This window comes from Phaeodactylibacter luteus (assembly GCF_007993045.1).
Lineage (GTDB): Bacteria > Bacteroidota > Bacteroidia > Chitinophagales > Saprospiraceae > Phaeodactylibacter > Phaeodactylibacter luteus.
Genome location: NZ_VOOR01000032.1, coordinates 41,364 through 60,322, shown reverse-complemented (window position 1 = coordinate 60,322; position 18,959 = coordinate 41,364). Strand labels below are relative to the sequence as shown.

Genomic DNA, 18,959 nt, shown 5'->3' with positions numbered 1-18,959 from the left:
AGCAAGTAAGAAGAAAAAGATCGAAAAAAGAAAAATGATCGATTCCATGCTAGTTTGTTGTTTTTCTCAAAATCTATAAAACCTCCGTTGTGAAAACTACCACATGACTTTCAATCCCGCACCCCAACCGTAGCGGTTATCATAGTTGGCACTGACCCCCCAGTACTGCCCCAGTATATAACTGGTGCCGATCGTATATTCCCAGGTGTCTTCCGCTAAGATGTATTCGAGTCTTGTAGAAGCCCGCCAGCGACTAGTCAGTGGAATATCTTCCCGTTCGATCTCAAACCTGAAATCACCCTTCTGATCAACGCTTACATCTGACCAAATCATCATTGGTAAAAAATAACGTAAACCAAACTGGGCATTCGTTTCTATCTCAGTCTCAGTTGCGTCGGTGTCAGGGTTAAAACTTCGCTTTCCTTCAACCCGCAGGCCTGCGTACGGAGCAAAAAACTGGCGAGGGCCGACATATCTGATCGCTCTTGCCACCGTTTCAAAATCACCATCATAGTTGGCGTCACCTTCTATGCTTAACTCATTGTAAATATTGAAGAAACTGGCATCTACCCACAGGCCATTCGATTGTATACTAAGATTAGCCATTCCCCACCATTTGCGGTCTTCCATGGCAAATTGATCATAGTCCTTCTGGTCAGCAATAAGCAAATCCTTGGAGCCCTGATAGCCAATAATGCGCGCCATGCCACTCATCATGTGATACAAAAGATGACAGTGAAAAAACCAGTCTTTATCTTCAGTGGCAGCGAATTCGATAATGGTAGTTTCCATAGGGGCAACATTTACGGTATGCTTTAAGGGGGCATTTTCACCTTGTCCATTAATGACCCGAAAAAAGTGACCGTGGAGGTGCATAGGATGGCTCATCATGGTTGTGTTATGAAACACAAAGCGTACGGTTTCTCCCCGCTCAATCATAATCTTATCTGCTCTTGAGAGCGGTATATTATTGATTAACCAAACATAGCGTAGCATATTACCACCCAAATAGAGATGAACTATCCGCACCGGGCTGTCGGCCTTGAGAGAAGTCGGTTTTTCGGAGCGTAGCATGGTGTAATCAAAGATGGTGTCGTCCGGAAACCGTTCGGTAAGCTCCTGGTATCCCGTCATTTGTACCCCCATGGGAGGTGTGCCTTTGCTCATGCTCATTTGCTGTCCTTGCATATCCATGGTCATGCCGTCTACATCCGAAGCTCTTATCACTTTTCCTTCCATGTCTACGCCTTCTTCGTGCTCGTGTTTCCTAGGCATTTTGTGATGATGCTTAGCATCCATCTTTATATTCATGGAATCGGACTGCTGTTCTCCTTCAGCTCCCATATTCATTCCCATATCCTGCATGGCTCGCATCTGAATCATTTCCGGGCTGGGAGCTTCCCCGGCTGTAAACACCTCTGGTTCAGGAATGCTTGCAGGAGCTCGGCCCATCACCATACCCGGCATCATTTTCATCATATTGCGCATTTCTTCGGTCAGTTGATAATAATCAATTGGTCCCAAGTCTTGCACGGCGTGTTTTTTACCGCTTCCCAGCCAAACGCTCGTATGTCGGTAACGATCCCAGGAAGTCGCCCGAAATTCATAAGCGCCTTCTTCGACTGGCAGGCTTACTTCAATATCATAGGTTTCAGCCGTCGCAATTAGCAACTTATCCACTTCTATGGGTTCTACTTCGATCCCGTCAGCGGCAACTACCCGCATTTTTCCGGCGGCAAAATGAAGCCAGAAATGAGAGGAAGCTGAACCGTTTATAATCCGCAGGCGAATCGTTTCCCCTGCTTTCAGTTCGGGCAGGTCCATACTTTCTTGCCCGTTGGCTAAAAAAGCATCGTAGTAAATATCCGCGAGATCCATTCCCGGCATACGGTTCCATTCCAGCCAAGCTTGTTTACCCAGATTGCCGGTCACTAGTGCTTTTCCGTAGCTTTGTACAGCTTGCCTTCGTATTGCATACCAATCGGTATGTTTTTTTACTTGCCGGAGTACTTCGTGCGGGCGCTGCGTCGTAAAATCCGAGAGTACCACTTCCTGCGACGGTACAGCGTAAGACTCACGGGGTTCAATGACGATTGCTCCGTACAAACCTTTCTGCTCTTGAAAGCCGGTGTGCGAGTGATACCAATAAGTGCCGTTCTGAATGATGGGAAAAGTAGCTAAGTAAGTTGCTCCCGGTTCGATCAACTCCGTGTTCAATAGCGGAACACCATCGTACTCATTGGGCAGCAACAACCCGTGCCAATGGAAAGAAACGGTGCGTTTTGTTCGGTTTGTAACGTAGATACGCGCAGAATCCCCTTCAGTAAAATTCAGAGTCGGTGCTGGGATGCTGCCGTTGGTCGCCAAAGCCGGAGTGGGATTACCCGTAAAGTTGACAATGGTATCCGCTACCGTAAGTCGGTAAGTAACGATATTTCCCGTACGATACGCAGTCACGGACTGACCGGGAATCTGATCGTATACGGAAGAAACTCTCGGATCTGCTTGTCCCGTAAGAATAGTAAAACTGAAAATGCTTAGTGATAACAGAGCAATCTTTAAACAAAATAAACTGACACTTTTCATTATGGATAGTTTGAGTGGTTATTTACTCAGCTTGTTCTAATCGATAAAGCATCTTTTTCATTTCCGCGATTTCCCTTTTTTGTGCTTCAATGATTTCTTTGGCCAGTTGAATAGCTTCGGGATCTTGCAGGTCCGCCTCTTGACTAACCATTATCGCCGAGCTATGGTGGGGAATCATAGCTCTTATCCAAGCTTTATCGCCTACGAAGGTCTGCTCTCGCAAAATGTAAAATGTGAAAACGCCAACGAGCACCGCGCTTCCTAATATTAAGTAATTGAGTCGCTTATTTTCGTACATACTCCACATGAACAGCAGCATCGAGATCGCCATCGGAGCGATCATGAGAATTGTCATATAAGTCCGGGTTTGAGCCGTGTAAATATGGTCGAGTTGATCTACATTCAGATACATGACCGCATACATGATGATGAAGCTGGTCAGCATCATTAATCCGAATTTCGCATATTGATTCATCGTTAGCTATTAATTTGGTTATTGAATGGTACGCTTCACTTTACCGCAGGTGAGCATTTTATCACCGAAGTATGGATTGCGAATTTCTTTCGAATCGCTGAACCATGATGCCCCCTGATTATCAAAGGCCATAGGGCAATACTGCTCATAGATAGTTCCGCCCGTCAGCCCTTCTTCAAAGATTGGTGCCAAAGCTTCGGACAATTGGTAGAAAGCCGCACGTTGTTTCTCGATGTCCTGTGCATCCGCGATTTCCTTGGCCGCTGACAGCGCTTGCGATTCTTCAGCGGTCAGACGTTCGATCAGTTCCCGAGCGACCGCTTTAGCTTCGTCCATATCCGCATGCACGAAAGCTGTGCGCAAATGCAGATAGTCTTGGAAAATAGCTTCCGTAATGCCGTCCGCAAAAGATGCATCGAAACTATCGGGCGTGTTTTCTTTTTCGGATTTCACCTCAACCGGTGAATTCCGTTCGACATTGGTATTTGTTTCGCCATTGCAGGCAGTAAACAGAAAGACCAAGGCGACAAGCCCAATCAAATACGGGCGTATCTTAAAGGATAAATCGTTGGAATTTAAATAAGTCATAGTCCTGAGATTTAATAATTAAACACGATAGACGAGTTCGTCGTTTTCGTAAATAGTATTCATTCGTGATAGTAAAACTGCGTTACAGCTTTACTCGGTCGTACTGGCAACAGCCATGGAGTGCCTGATAAGCCTGGTCATTTGCCCGTACACTTTCTGTGTCGTAGCCTGAGGCAGCGATCTTTTCTTTGATCTGTAGGAGCGTGGTCGTCTCAGCAACGTAGGTGATGGTGATTACCTTGGCGTCCTGGTCCCAAGTGGCAGTGTGTACTCCTGCCAAACTGGTAGCTGCCCCTTCAATAGTGCGCTTACACATACCACAATTGCCGGAAACGCGGAAGGTGGCACTTGCCAAATCAGCATCAGTATCCACAGTTTGGATCTTTTCAGCAGAGGAATTATCGGCTTTGTTGCCGTGGCAGCTTTGGGAGTAAGCCCCTACCGTAAAAAATAACAGCAAAGCTGCGGTGAAAAAGAATTTCAGATTGTTCATCTCGATTGATTTGTGATAAAAAATTAATGATTATGTCCAGCCATCGGCTTAGCCGCAGGCGTTACTGATGGTGGGTTTTTGAAGTCTTTGTCGATAGTTTCCTGCACAATGCCACAGCTCAGCATCTGGTCTCCGAAATAAGGGTTGCGTATCTGCTCCGCAATGCTAATCCATTCTGCGCCTTCATTATCAAATGCCATAGGGCAGTGCTGGATGTAGAGGGTATCGTCGGGGATGCCAAAAACCTTGATGGTCTTGATCAATGCTTGCGACAGAAAATCAAATTGTCGGCGTTGTTCTTCTACATCGGTCAACTCTACTATTTGCTGGCCGTGTGCCTGCAATGCTTCTTGTTGCTCCATCCAATACAAGTGAGCATCACCTTTTACCAGTGACATGTCAACTTGCGCAAGTTTATCAATCATGGTCGCCGCAAAAGTGCCTGCCTGCTCAGGGGCAGTGGCTACAAAGGCATCTTTAAGGGCTAGGTAGCTTTGAGTGAGGTCCATCAACTGTTGTTTGAAGTCTATTGGCGTGCTTTCGGTGTAATCTGGTAAATGTTCGGTATGATCTGCTCCTTTCAGCAAGACATCTTTGTTCATCATACTGGCCTGATTGTTTAGCTGGGCGGCAGCATCGATAGCAAAGTTGCCGTTCGTGACAACTTCTTCACCAGCCTCTAAACCAGAGATTAATTGGTAACTCTGGCCCAGTCGGTCGCCAAGTTCTATTTCACGAAATTGAAAACTTGGAACGGTGGTGTTGGGGAGCTTTACATATACCACAGAACGCGTGCCGGTCCAAAGCACCGCAGACTTGGGTATCGTAAGCGCAACGGATGAAGCTTGCCGGTTTTCCAGTGTTCCGTACACTAGCATTTCGGGTTTCAGTCGACCACCGGGATTACTAACTTCTACCCGAATGGCCGCCACTCTGGTCTGCGGATTAATGACCGGGTCAATAAATGAAACGCCAGCGGTAAAGGTCTGATTGGGTATTGCTGGTGTAGTGAATGATATTTGGCTACCTAAACGGATATTCCTTAAATCCTCTTCGTAGGCATCAAATAGTACCCAGACCTTGCTCAAATTGACAAGGTCGAAAAGTACGCCTCCCTGTTTAATATAATCCCCTACGGCCACTCGCCGATTGGTGACGATACCCGTAGCATCAGCATAAATGGGAAAGGTCTCTTTGATCTGTCCGTCTTCTTCGATCTCTTGAATGGTAGCTTCAGGTATTTTCCAATAGCGTAACTTATCACGGGCGGCAGTTAGAAGCTCCGGACTGACATTAGCCATTTTTTTAGCTTCCAATAATTCACGCTGAGCGGTTATCATCTCCGGCGAGTATAGATCGGCCAGCCTTTGCCCTTTATGTACCTGCTCCCCAGTAAAAGAAACATACAGTTTTTCAATCCGTCCGGGAATATGGGCCACTTGGCTGGATGCCCGTCGTTCGTCGGCCTGTACTTTGCCGGATAAACGCAAGGTTTGTCCTGATACCTCTGTGCTTCCACCAATAATCGTAGTCTGTACATTGGCCAGTTTGACGGCTTCTGATGTCATTTCCAGTACCAGTGGGTCATTAGATGTGTTCTCTGAAAGCGGAATCAAATCCATTCCGCAAATGGGGCAGTCTCCCGGCTCGTTTTGACGAATCTGTGGGTGCATGGAACAAGTCCAGATTTCTTCTCCACTGGCAGCCGTTTCAACACTGTCGTGTTGATGTGCCGTTGGTTCCATCGAATCCATAGGGGTACCCGAATTTCCAAAGATTAGATACCCTATGACCAACCCGGCAATTAACATGGCTAAGGCTAGGAGGATTATTTTTATGTTGCTTTTCATGATTTCTTCTTATTGGATGATAAATCTTTGAATGCTGCTCTTGGCTAGGTGACTTTGTACCGTTGCCCGAAGCTTTTTAAGATCGTAATTGATGAGTTCGCTTTCTAGGCGAAGCAATTCATCAAATGAACTTCCATCTGCGCTGTAACTTTCTCGTAATATGCGGATCGCAGCAGCAGTTATCTCTATTTGCTGCTCGTAGAGTTCATATTGCAAGCGTGCGGTTTCGTGTTGGGTATAGGCCTGTTCAATTTGCGCGGCAAACTGGTCTATGGTGGCTTCTTCCTGTTGACTAAGCGCCTGGATACGTAGATTTTCCTCACGTTCCTTGGCCGCGTACTGTTCACGGAATAAAGGAATCTTAACCGTCGCCCGCATTTGTAGAATATCACGACCATTATTCTCTGGAAGAGCATCTGTTCGTTCACCAACGGCTATATAGTCCAGACCTACTCCAAAGGAAGGCTTGCCATTCAGCGTATTTAAAGTCAGTGCTTCGCGTGCTACATCTTGCTGCTTGTTCAGCATTCTAATCATCGGATGATAGGCTGAAATATTGGTCAGTAAAGTGTCCTTATCAAATGGTAGTATGGCAAATGACAGGCTATCGTCGATGGTCCAAGCTGCGTTCACCGGTTGGTTCCTTAGTTGATTAATTGTAGCTAAGGGTGCAGCTTCAGCTGTTTGCAGGATACTTAATTCCTGTGTCAGTTCCTCTATCTTTAGCTGTACGCGTAGCACATCAGCGGCCGTTGCTGAACCACTCTTTACTTTGGCCAATGACAGTTGCTCCAAAGCACGCAGGATATCGATGTTTTCCTGAATGATAATCTGACTACGCTGAATTTCATAGAGCTTATAGTAAGCTTGTTCTCCCTCATAGATCAGATTGAGTGCCTGTACATCGATTCGTTCGTAAAGAGCGGCTGCTTTTGCTGCTTCTACCGACTCCTTTTGACTTAAGGTGCCAAACCACGGAAACATCTGGGTAGCACTCAGGCGTGCTTGTTGTGCCCCCAATCTAGTTTCTACGGGCATAGGAAAAACGCCGATTCCCACCTCCGGATCAGGTAGCTGCCCAACTTGTAGGATGCGCTCTAATGCAGCTTGATGTTCCGTTTGCAGCATTTTCAAACTAGGATTAGCCTCCCTTATTTGTTCAGAAAGCTGGGGCAGGTTTTGTGCTGTTGCCATAGGACTAAAGCCAAATATCAATACCAAGCCTATTCCAAGGAATTTTCCCCATTTCCCAGGCTTACTCAGTCCCTGATCGATGCGCAAGCTCCACTCTTGCCAAAGCGAATACAATACCGGAACGGTAAACATCGTAATCATCTGCAAGGTCATGCCTCCAAAAGAGGGGATAGCCATGGGCAGCATTATATCTGCCCCACGCCCCGTAGAGGTCAGAACCGGCAACAGGGCAAGAATTGTAGTAGCCGTAGTCATCATGGCAGGACGTACACGCCTTAAACCTCCTTCTACCACCGCATCCCTAATACCGGCAATGTCATCGGGCTTGTTTCGCTTGAAGCTATCCCGCAAAAAGGTAGCTACTAGTACCCCATCATCAGTAGCAATACCAAAAAGTGCTAAGAACCCTACCCAGACGGCCACACTTAGATTCACCGTTCTAATCTGGAATAGTTCACGCATATTGGTACCGAACAATTCGAAGTCTAAAAACCAGGAAGTGTCGTATAGACCAATCATGATAAACCCTCCAGCAAAAGCAATGAATACACCGGTGAATACCATCAAGGAGATCGTAACGGAGCTGAACTGGAAATAGAGGATCAAAAAGATAATAGCCAGAGCAATTGGAACCACTATAGCTAGTCGCTTGCTAGCTCTGACCTGTTGTTCGTAGTTACCCGCAAAGCGATAACTGATTCCGGCGGGTACCTGCAACTCACTTTGTGATATAAGCGTCGTGAGATGTTCTTGTGCATTATTAACAACTTCAACCTCAGAGTAGTCTTTCTCGCGGTCAAACAAGACATATCCGATTAGAAAGCCGTCTTCACTCTTTATGGATTGCGCCCCTGCTTCATATTTGATCTCAACTAAGTCACCTAACGGGATTTGCTGTTTTGCGGGCGTTGAAATATAAATCCGTTTAAGCATCTCGGGGTCGTCCCGCAACTCGCGCGGATAACGTATCCGTATGGCGTAGCGTTCTCTACCTTCCACTGTAGTCGTCATAGCCATACCACCCACCGCTGCCTGGATGTACTGCTGTACTTTGTTGACGGTTAGACCATACCGGGCAATTGCCTCTCGGTCTATGTCTAACAGCAAATAGGGCTTTCCTACTATTCGGTCGGCAAAAACGGCGGCGTCCTTTACGCCATCCACGTCCTTTAAGTGCTTTTCCAGCTCTAGGCCGAAAGCTTCAATAGTTTCCAGATCAGGCCCTTGTACCTTGATGCCCATTGGTGCCCTCATTCCAGTTTGCAACATCACTAGTCGGGTTTCAATTGGTTGCAACCTGGGTGCAGAAGTGACGCCTGGAATCTTAGTCGCCTTCACGATTTCGTTCCAGATGTCATCAGGGCTACTGATATGATCACGCCATTGACGAAAATATTGTCCGTCTTTGTCGGGAATCAATGCTCCCCGCTCATCGCGGATATACTCACCGTCCTCATAGCGAAAGCGTATGCGGTGACCACTCTCGTCGGTTCTGTACTCCGATTTGTAGAGAATAACATTCTCATACATCGACATGGGGGCTGGGTCCAGCGCACTATTTACCCGACCGGCTTTCCCTACTACTGACTCCACTTCAGGAATGGCCGTAACAGCCATGTCTAGCAGTCGTAGATTCTTTATGTTTTCCTGCATGCCGGAATGTGGCATAGAGGTGGGCATTAAAAGAAAAGAGCCTTCATCCAGCGATGGCATAAATTCCTCTCCCGTTTCCTGGTAGACTAAGAATCCTTGATAAACAATGAAGCTTACTACTAAGAGAAAGAGTATTTTGAACCGCAATAGAAAGCGGAGAATTCTTTCGTAGAAGTAGATGATTATATAGAAAAATCCGATCAGGCCACCCGCCAGCAAAGTCACGAACAGAAAATTGGTAACACTACTCTTGGTTACGCCCAGTGGCATCCATACAGTGGCTAATAACCATGCTATGATCAGGGCATAAACAATGTTGGTGATCCAGCTGATGATTTCCAGACGCTGCTTGCTTTGCCCACGATTTCGTAGCCAGAGTGTGAGATTGCCGGTAAGACCAACAATGATCAAAATAGCACCAAGGAAAGGAGTATACATAACAGCTACGAAAATCCCGGCGGCTACAGCCAATAAGTTCGCGATAAATGCTAGGGATCGATTTTTGGTCTTGATCGAAAAAATAGAATGGGCCAGTGGCGGGATTATCGTAAGCGCTACTATGATGGAGGCGACCAGCGCAAAGGTCTTAGTATAAGCTAGCGGACGGAATAATTTACCTTCTGCCGCTTCCATGGTGAACACCGGAATGAAGCTAATTACAGTAGTAGCAATGGCAGTCATCACTGCCGATGCCACTTCAACAGTGGCCTCATAAATACTGGTCATTAGGCTTTCTTCGGGGGGGGCATCTTCCAGCCGTTTAACCATACTTTCCGTCAGTACAATTCCCATATCTACCATCGTGCCAATGGCAATGGCAATACCAGAGAGGGCTACGATATTAGCATCTACTCCAAAATATCGCATCGCGATAAAGCACATCAATACCGCCACGGGAAGTGTACCTGAAACCAGCAGCGAAGATTTCAGGTTCAGTAACATGAGAATAACCACGATAATGGTCACTAAAATTTGAAGGGTAATAGCTTCTTGAAGTGTACCAATAGTCTCATTAATGAGTTGGGTGCGGTCATAGAATGGTACTATACTTACCTGTGAGATAGTGCCGTCCGCCAGTGTTTTGGTGGGCAAGCCCGGTTCTATTTCCGCGATCTTAGCTTTTACATTCTCAATGACTTCCAGCGGATTAGCTCCATAACGAGCTACTACTACTCCACCTACCGCCTCTGCTCCTGATTTATCCAGTATACCCCTGCGGGTTGCCGGGCCAATGTTCACCTGAGCTACATCAGCTATCCGTAGAGGTACATTGTCGTTGACCTTGATGACGCTGGCTTCGATATCTTCAATATTCTGTACATACCCTAAGCCACGTACAAAATACTCGGCCAAATTAATTTCAATCGTCTGCGCGCCAATATCAATATTGCTGTTCTTGATGGCTCGCATCACCTCCTCTAGTGAGATGTTATTAGCCTTCATTGCGTCTGGGTCTACATCCACTTGGTATTCTTTGACGAAACCACCAATAGAGGCGACTTCCGCTACTCCTTCAGCGGAAGACAGACCGTAGCGCACGTAGAAATCCTGCACGGTGCGCAGCTCGTGCAAATCCCACCCGCCGGTAGGGTTACCGTCGCCATCTCTACCTTCCAAGGTGTACCAGTAGATTTGCCCCAATGCAGTAGCATCTGGTCCCAGGGTAGGTTGTACGCCTTCGGGTAGCGTATTGGCCGGAAGAGAATTCAATTTTTCGAGAATCCGACTTCGACTCCAGTAGAATTCTACCTCTTCATTGAAGATAATGTAGATACTGGAAAAACCGAACATGGAGTTACTGCGTATACTCTTAACACCGGGTATGCCCAATAGGGCCGTCGTAAGCGGATAGGAAATTTGATCTTCTACATCTTGTGGAGACCGCCCCATCCACTTAGTAAACACAATCTGCTGATTCTCGCCGATATCCGGTATCGCATCTACTGCAACAGGGTCTCGGGGGAGCTGCTCCACACCAAAGTCAAATGGCGCGGTAACTAACCCCCAGCCTACAAAGAGGAGCAGAAGGAGATAAGCGACCAGCTTATTCTCCAGAAAAAAACGGATATATTTTGCTAACATATTTCAAACCTTCAGTTTCGATTATACTTAGCACTTGTTAGTAAGCAAGTGCCTAAATAGGCTTAGCCCCTGTCTGCTCATGGCAACAGTGGCGAAAAACTGAAGTATATGCTAACAAAGAAAAGTCTGGAACCTTACCGGAAGATCACAAACTAGGAGAGGAGGTTTATAGGAAAGGTAATGTGTTGTTTTACTATCACTTTCTACTGGACTTACGCCGCTAAGTACGAGTAAAACTGCCAATAACACCGGATAATCCGTAAGGCTAAAGTCGACAGTTATTTCCGCCTTTTCAGTATCGGCTTTAAGTAACTCGCTTTTCGTATCACAACAACTACTGCTGTCTTCCGAAGTATCGTCTTCCGACATCTTCATGCTACTATGAAGCGGGCAAGCTTCCATTGCATTATTCTCATGACAAGAAGCAGCTTCTCCAAATAGGGCAACATTCTTGAGAACCCCACCACAATAATGCTTACTCAATACTAATCCACTGGTGCTAAGAAACACCAAAATAGCAAGGCTTATATGGAGAAGTTTGGCAAGCAATTATCAAAATTTATACAAAGGTACGAAATCCCACAGATAGAGGTGTTGTATAATCTTGGTAGATGTTTGCATAATCTTGGTGGTATTATTAGCTATCAAGCTATCATTCGATAATTACTCTTCTTTCAAGATTCTTCAGAATGTTCACCCCACCTCACACTCCCCCTAAACTGTCACGGTTTTACATCAAAAACCGCTGCCAGTTCAGGCACCAGGGGAATGTTCGGCGTGCTGATGGTTTCGCTTTGGGTATCCCTCTCGGTCTTGTCATTTTCCTTGTCAGCCCGTAATTGCTGTTTCCTTCCCTCTTTTTTGCTGTCGCCAAGAAACTGGTCTGCTCCGAACCCTATCAAGGGTCGGTCGTACCTCCCTTTCCAGACTGATTTTTTCTTTTCACAAGCTCCAATAAAAAATAAGCCCTCCACCCTTGGCTAGCGTCTCCACATCCTGCGTGATTCCGGCTTTCGCAAAAGGGAAGCAACCTCAATTACGATATCCGGCAGCAAGTAAAACTGCCCCAGCGGAATACCCGCCGCTCACGTGAAAGGGAATTTCCTAATTATGAATCCGATAAATCAGCAGACCATGAGTTTACAAATGCCAAAAGAAATTGCAGAAGTAAGAGTAACCTATAAAAGCAAGGTTTATGCCGCAGACCGCCCACAGGTCAGAGCCTCCGAAGATGCCCACCGCTATTTTCGCCAAATCTGGGATGAAGACACCATAGAGTTTTTTGAAGAAGCTTTTTTGCTTCTGCTTGACCGCTCCAATCGAATAATGGGCTGGTATAAGGTTTCGCAAGGTGGTATGGCCGGAACTGTTGTTGATGCAAAGGTAATTTTTGCTACTGCCCTCAAAGCACGGGCAAGTTCTATCATTCTTGCCCACAATCATCCTAGCGGGCAGTTATACCCCTCAAAGGCAGATAGCGAACTCACACAAAAATTATTCACTGCTGGAAAGGCTTTAGACCTTCCTTTGCTGGATCACCTGATCCTAGCCCCCGAAGGTGGTTTTTATTCCTTTGCTGATGAAGGGCTAATCAATCATTAAGCCCTCCATTGAAAGCTATTAGGGGGACATCGCTCCCCCACAGGCGCAAGGGCATCCCCATTTTCCGCATTCTCAAAAGTTCATTTGTGCAAACGGTGACAGCTCACGCTGTACCCCTACCCGTTGCGCCTGCTCCCCCTTTTCTCGCCGAAAGGCAGAACGGTTAAGAACCATTCAATAACAACTAATAAAAGGACTGTAACCATGACGAAGCAAGCCACAAAAAGAGACATTTATCAGGAACTCACCGACCGCATTATTGCCAAACTGGAAACAGGCGTAAAACCGTGGCAACCTACTTGGAGCCGTTACGGTTTAGCCCGAAATGCCGCCACGGGGCATATCTACACGGGAATAAATGCCTTTATCCTTAATCTGTTTTGCGGGCATCCCATTCCCTACTATATGAGCTTTAAGCAAGCCAAAGCGATGGGGGGCAAAATCAAGAAAGGAGCCACCGCCGAGCGGGTTTATTTTTATACCTCTTACCATAAGGACGAGCAAGGCAAACGCATCAGCGACGAACAAGCCGAAGCCCTGCGCGGCATGGGAGAGGAAACGCAACGCATCGCATTTTTGAAGTTCTACCACGTTTTTAATATCGCAGATGTGGAAGGCGTAGAAATAGAAACGCCTGAAATAACCCTCACCCCACACGAGCAAATAGCTGCTTGTGAGCAGGTTATTAGCAATTACCCCGACGCGCCCGAATATGTGTTTGAGGATGCAGACCGCGCCTATTATGTACCCGAAGCAGATAAGCTAAATATGCCCAAGCTGGAGCAGTTCCAAACGCCCGAAGCCTATTACCTCACCTTCTTTCACGAACTCACCCACAGCACCGGCCACGCCTCCCGCCTGAACCGTGAAGGCATCGTAAAGCCGGCCAAGTTCAAAAGCGAGCGATACAGCCGCGAGGAACTGATTGCAGAGATGGGAGCCGCTTTTTTAGCGGGTTACGTCGGAATATGCGGGGAAACTGAATTAGAAAATAGTGCGGCCTATCTGGACGGCTGGTTAAAAGTGTTGAAAGAGGATAACAAACTGATTTTTAAAGCTGCCGCCGATGCCCAGAAAGCCGTAAACCACATTTTAGGGCAATAGCAACGAAAGGTAATGCAGGGAGCCTAAAAACTCCCTGCCCGCTTCACCTTATAATATTATGACCATGCCAAGCCAAACAACCACCCCCAGCCCCTATACGGTAGAAATGAACCAAGACGGGCAAGAGTTAACCGTCTGCTACTGGTGCTTCGATAGCGAAGCCGAAGCCCGCCAGTTTTTCAACCTGCTCAAAAATGGCTGTACCGCCTACCCGCTTACAGTTGCTTTGCTGGATAGCAAAGACCAACTTATAGAAGCCTGGACAGTTGGCGACGAATACACCTCTTCCGAGCCACTAGCCTAGTCCGTAAGACTCAACACTTATTATTGATGGTTGATTTGATGTAAAGAGCGAGAGCTGGTCTCTCTTGTTCTGCCTCACTAGTAATTGTATTAGCAATCTGGTGACATTCGAAATTCTCGCGACCGCCTAAACGGCGGTCTGTACCGTAATTTTCACTTTGATCTCCCTAACGCTTGTCGCAATTATATTCTCAAAGATAAAAAAGTCCAAAATATTTGATAAGAAGAGGTGGCCGGTTGCTACCCTGGTTCTATGCTGCATTGCCAAACCTCATTTTATTTGCTATTGTGTTGTATTAGTAATTTTTCTACTTTTGTGACCTGCATGAAGTATGTAAGTATCATATTGAGCATCTATCTTTTGGCGTTAGCCATCGTTCCCTGTGCTGATGGATCAACTTGGGATACTTCTGCTATTGGTAATTCTCTAGCTGTTGAGTTACCTGATACTGACAGCCATGATCATGAAAGCACTATGGACCATTGCTCTCCATTGTGTTCTTGTAGCTGTTGCCATATTACGATTCGCCCTCCTGTAAAACTGGATTGGCAGCTTGCATTCCCTTTGAAAGCTGCTGTAAAAAAACCTCGTATCCAAGCAGATATATACACTTCATTGTGCTTGGATGACATATGGCAGCCGCCAAAGTTTAGTTAAACCAAACATCCGCAGGCAAAGTACGCCTCGGCATATCTTTTTCGGTTTAACTAATTTTCATTTAGCAACATGATAGATAATCTAATTGCTTATTCCGTGCGGAATAAGTTCATCATCGGTGTCATGGTATTGGCACTGATCGGTTGGGGTAGTTATTCGGCTACCCAGCTACCTATTGATGCGGTGCCGGATATTACCAACAATCAGGTACAGATCATCACCATCTCTCCTAACCTGGCCACTCAAGAGGTGGAACAATTTATTACTACGCCAGTGGAACTGGCGATGCAGAATCTTCCTTCGGTGGAAGAGATACGCTCGATCAGTCGCTTCGGCCTCTCCGTAGTGACCGTTGTTTTCGCGGAAAAAATGGGCACTTACCTGCCTCGGCAATTGGTTGCCGAGAAAATCCGCGAAGCTGATGAAGCCATTCCTGATGGGCTCGGCTCCCCAGAAATGGCACCGATTTCAACAGGCTTAGGCGAAATATACCAATATACGCTTCAGGCAGAGCCTGGCTACGAATCACAGTATTCGGCTATGGAGTTACGAACGCTCCAAGATTGGCTCGTCAAACGGCAGCTATCGGGAATTCCGGGAGTGGTAGAGGTCAATACGGTAGGAGGCTTTTTAAAGCAGTACGAGGTAGCGATAAACCCCGAAAAACTGCGCGCACAAAGAGTCACTGTAACGGAGGTACTACAAGCACTGGAGCAAAGTAACGAAAATACCGGAGGCGCATACATCGAAAAGAACCCTAACACCTATTTCATTCGCTCTGAGGGGATGGTCAAGGAATTGCCCGACATTGAGAATATCGTTGTTAAAACGGTAGATAATATTCCGATCTTGGTTGAGGATATAGCTCTGGTTCAATACGGTCATGCACCCCGATACGGAGCGATGACCATTAACGGTCAGGGTGATGTTGTCGGAGGAGTGGTCATGATGCTCAAAGGGGCCAATTCCAGTGAAGTGACAGAGCGCGTGAGTAAGCGGGTAGAACAAATCCAGAAATCACTCCCAGAAGGTGTATCCATCAAACCTTATTTGGTTCGTGATAATCTCGTGCAACGCGCTATCGGTACCGTGGAAAAGAATTTGTTGGAAGGTGGACTCATTGTCATCTTTGTTTTGGTGCTTTTACTCGGGAATTTACGGGCCGGACTAGTCGTTGCTTCGGTCATTCCTCTGGCAATGTTATTTGCTTTGGGCATGATGAATGTCTTTGGCATTTCCGCCAATCTAATGAGTTTGGGGGCTATTGATTTCGGTCTTATTGTTGACGGGGCAGTCATCATTGTAGAGTCGGTGGTGCATCGCTTGCAACTTGGTTTTGCCGGACAGCGCCTTACTCAAGCTCAGATGGATGAGGAGATTACAAAAGGTGCTATCCGTATCCGTAAATCCGCCGCCTTTGGAGAGATCATTATCCTAATGGTTTACATTCCTATTCTCGCACTCACTGGCATTGAAGGAAAAATGTTTCGTCCCATGGCGATGACCGTAGGTTTTGCCATTCTTGGCGCGCTCATATTGTCGCTCACTTATGTCCCGATGATGACTGCCCTGGCACTCAACAAAGAGGTCGTCGACAAGCGCACCATCGCTGATCGGATCATGGGCTTTTTTCAACGTATCTACCGACCAGTCATTGAACTTGCGTTACGATTTAAAACACTTGTCATTGCCCTGACCCTTATTTTGTTTTGCATCAGTTTGTGGCAATTCTCCCGACTGGGTGGTGAGTTTATTCCCACATTGGATGAAGGTGACCTTGCGGTACAGCAAATTCTGGCTCCAGGCAGTTCTCTATCCCAGAGTGTAGAAGTATCCAATTTGGTAGCTACTAAATTGAAAGAGTCTTTCCCGGAGGTGATCGATGTTGTCGCTCGCATTGGTGCCGCTGAAATTCCTACTGATCCCATGCCTATTGAAATCGGTGACTTTGCAGTTACGATGATGCCAAAGGAAGAATGGGGCAGTGCATCTTCCCGAACCGAGATGTTTGAGCGCTTTGAAGAGGTGTTATCCGAAATCCCCGGTGTCAATTATGAGTTTTCTCAACCCATCCAACTACGCTTCAATGAGTTACTTACGGGGTCACGGGCGGACATTGCCGTCAAAATATACGGGGAAGACCTTGATGTACTCTTCCAAAAGGCAAAAGAGGCAGAGCGACTCTTTAATAGCATTGAAGGGATTGCCTCCATTAAAACCGAACAGATCGTCGGTATGCCACAAATCGTTATTCGTTTCAAATATGATAAGCTAGCTCAGTATGGCTTGCAGGTTCGGGAAGTTAACCGGGTCATTCGCACGGCATTCGCCGGTGAGCGTGCAGGCACTATTTATGAAGGAGATCGCCGTTTCGATCTGGTGGTGCGATTACAAGCTGATTATCGCCAAGAAATAACGAATGTACAACAGCTCTATATTCCGCTCGATAATGGGCAGCAAATTCCGCTGGAGGAGGTGGCAGAAGTTCGCTTCGAGGAGGCCCCAATGCAAATCTCGCGAGATGACACCAAACGCCGGATCGTAGTGGGCGTGAACGCTGGCAGCAAGGATACAGAAACACTGGTAAAGGAAATGCAGGCCATTGTTGATAAAGAGCTTCAGCTGCCGCCCGGTTACTATCTTACCTACGGCGGTCAATTTGAGAATTTGGTTAAAGCCCAAGCAAGGCTTTCCGTTGCGGTACCGGTTGCTTTAGCCATCATTTTCATACTACTCTACTTCACCTTTGGTTCGCTTAGCCAATCCGCGCTCATTTTTACCGCTATTCCGCTATCCGCAATCGGTGGTATATGGGCGCTATCACTCAGAGGCATGCCTTTTAGTATCTCAGCCGGAATAGGTTTTATTGCCTTATTCGGAGTGGCAGTATTGAACGGTATTGTATTAATTGCCTATTTCAATCAGTTGGAAAAAGAAGGGATGAGCAATGTCCGTGAACGGATATTGAAAGGAACAAGTGTAAGGCTCCGCCCTGTACTAATGACCGCAGCCGTGGCCTCCCTTGGTTTTTTACCGATGGCTCTCTCTACTTCGGGTGGTGCGGAAGTACAACGTCCTTTAGCGACCGTAGTGATCGGAGGCCTAATTACCGCTACTATTCTGACACTGGTGGTGCTACCTATTTTATATAGTTGGCTGGCTAGATGGCAGCAACGACGGATGAATACGACACTAATGATCGGTCTGTGTTTGTTAGCCTTTCCTTGGTCGGCGCAGGCACAACGCCCGTTATCCTTGCAAGAAGTGGTGAACGAAACGAAATCCAATTATCCTGCGTTGGAAGCGGCTGAATTGGCGGTGATGCAACGCCAAATGTTGGAGGGCAGCGGTTTTGAACTACCCAAAACACAGTTCTTCTACAATGGTGACGGCTTGGGAGGAACGAATAGTTTGGCCGAACACGGTTTTGGTGTGCAGCAATCGTTTGCCTTACCCAAGGTCTACCGTGCAAGGAACAACTTATTGTCGAGCCAAACGGACTTAGCCCGACAGCGTCAGGCACTCACCGAAAGAGAAGTCGAGCAAATGGCAGCTACCATCTATGCAGACTGGTTCAGCCTCTATAAGCGAGTCGAACTCTACGATCATTTCGATACGCTTTATCAATCCTTTGTGAACATGGCAACGGTTCGAGTGGAAACCGGTGCTACCTCACCGCTTGAATTGCTGACGGCCAGAAATAAACTGGAAAATCTGCGGCTCGGGTATCGGCAGAATAATGAAGGGGTAGTGATGCTGGAACAACAATTGCAATTGTTGCTCAATTCTGCGGATGACCTAATACCCAGTGTAAATGAAAGTCAACGCTTTCCTATCAATAATACCGATAGTTTAACGGATCACCCACTGCTTGCCTATAATGAGCAATTGCAAGTAGTTGCAGGGCAGCAGCTGGAAGTAGAGCGCAATGAACTCCTACCGGAATTTAACATCGGTTATGCTTATCAAGAATTCGGTGGTGTAAACGGCTTGAGTGGCGTGCGTCTGGGGGTGAGTATTCCCATTTTCCAGGGTGCACAGCGCAAGCGAATAGATGCCGCTGAGGCCCAGCAACAGATCGCCCGCTCACAACAACAGACGAGTCGCGTTCTTTTGCAAAGGCAATTGCTGGAGTTACAGCAAGATTTGCGACAAGCGGAGCAGGCGCTTGATTTCTATGATGAGCAGGGAGAGCAATACGCTAAAGAGCTACTGCGCACTGGACGGCTTCGTTACGAAGCAGGAGAAATCGGCTATGTCGAATTCGTGCAGGCACTCGAACAGGCGTTTTTGCTGGAACTCCAATATCTGGAAGATCTCAGGCGGTACAATCGTACAGTAGTGCTCATCAATTATCTCAACCTCTAATCT

The 18,959-nt window shown here is 46.8% G+C and carries 12 protein-coding genes; 5 read left to right on the top strand and 7 right to left on the bottom strand.

What is annotated here, in order from left to right; translation table 11 throughout:
- Positions 1–96 precede the first annotated feature (96 nt).
- From FRY97_RS14820 to FRY97_RS14790, 7 genes are all read right to left on the bottom strand, one after another.
- A complete protein-coding gene (locus FRY97_RS14820) occupies positions 97–2,586 on the bottom strand; it encodes a multicopper oxidase domain-containing protein (protein ID WP_147168334.1) in 2,490 nt (829 codons plus the stop codon).
- 22 nt (positions 2,587–2,608) lie between these two features.
- Positions 2,609–3,061 (bottom strand): DUF305 domain-containing protein, encoded by a 453-nt coding sequence (locus FRY97_RS14815; RefSeq protein ID WP_044150567.1) that lies wholly within the window; start codon positions 3,059–3,061, stop codon positions 2,609–2,611.
- Positions 3,062–3,079: 18 nt separating this feature from the next.
- Entirely contained in the window at positions 3,080–3,649 is a 570-nt protein-coding gene (locus tag FRY97_RS14810) for a DUF3347 domain-containing protein (RefSeq protein WP_147168333.1), read from the bottom strand.
- A gap of 82 nt (positions 3,650–3,731) precedes the next feature.
- Positions 3,732–4,142 carry a heavy-metal-associated domain-containing protein gene (locus FRY97_RS14805; protein WP_147168332.1) on the bottom strand — a complete coding sequence of 137 codons (411 nt, stop codon included), beginning with the start codon at positions 4,140–4,142 and terminating at the stop codon, positions 3,732–3,734.
- Between the two features lie 23 nt (positions 4,143–4,165).
- Positions 4,166–5,992, bottom strand: coding sequence for an efflux RND transporter periplasmic adaptor subunit (locus FRY97_RS14800; RefSeq protein WP_147168331.1), 1,827 nt, complete (start codon positions 5,990–5,992; stop codon positions 4,166–4,168).
- A 9-nt stretch (positions 5,993–6,001) separates the two neighbouring features.
- Complete coding sequence (locus FRY97_RS14795; protein WP_170254669.1) at positions 6,002–10,921, bottom strand: efflux RND transporter permease subunit; 4,920 nt, start codon at positions 10,919–10,921, stop codon at positions 6,002–6,004.
- 111 nt (positions 10,922–11,032) lie between these two features.
- The gene (locus FRY97_RS14790; RefSeq protein WP_147168330.1) at positions 11,033–11,470 is read right to left on the bottom strand and encodes an HYC_CC_PP family protein; all 438 of its coding nucleotides are present in this window, start codon (positions 11,468–11,470) and stop codon (positions 11,033–11,035) included.
- A gap of 585 nt (positions 11,471–12,055) precedes the next feature.
- On the opposite strand from FRY97_RS14790, the gene FRY97_RS14785 reads away from it, so the two are divergent.
- The 5 genes from FRY97_RS14785 to FRY97_RS14770 all read left to right on the top strand — a co-directional run bounded on the left by FRY97_RS14785 (position 12,056) and on the right by FRY97_RS14770 (position 18,956).
- Positions 12,056–12,523 (top strand): JAB domain-containing protein, encoded by a 468-nt coding sequence (locus FRY97_RS14785; RefSeq protein ID WP_246141742.1) that lies wholly within the window; start codon positions 12,056–12,058, stop codon positions 12,521–12,523.
- A 204-nt stretch (positions 12,524–12,727) separates the two neighbouring features.
- Positions 12,728–13,627, top strand: coding sequence for an ArdC family protein (locus FRY97_RS14780; protein WP_147168328.1), 900 nt, complete (start codon positions 12,728–12,730; stop codon positions 13,625–13,627).
- A 64-nt stretch (positions 13,628–13,691) separates the two neighbouring features.
- Positions 13,692–13,931, top strand: a complete 240-nt coding sequence (locus FRY97_RS14775; RefSeq protein WP_147168327.1) for a hypothetical protein — start codon at positions 13,692–13,694, stop codon at positions 13,929–13,931.
- Between the two features lie 252 nt (positions 13,932–14,183).
- Positions 14,184–14,588 (top strand): DUF6660 family protein, encoded by a 405-nt coding sequence (locus tag FRY97_RS23335; protein ID WP_394349354.1) that lies wholly within the window; start codon positions 14,184–14,186, stop codon positions 14,586–14,588.
- A gap of 69 nt (positions 14,589–14,657) precedes the next feature.
- Positions 14,658–18,956 carry a CusA/CzcA family heavy metal efflux RND transporter gene (locus tag FRY97_RS14770; RefSeq protein WP_147168326.1) on the top strand — a complete coding sequence of 1,433 codons (4,299 nt, stop codon included), beginning with the start codon at positions 14,658–14,660 and terminating at the stop codon, positions 18,954–18,956.
- Positions 18,957–18,959 lie beyond the last annotated feature (3 nt).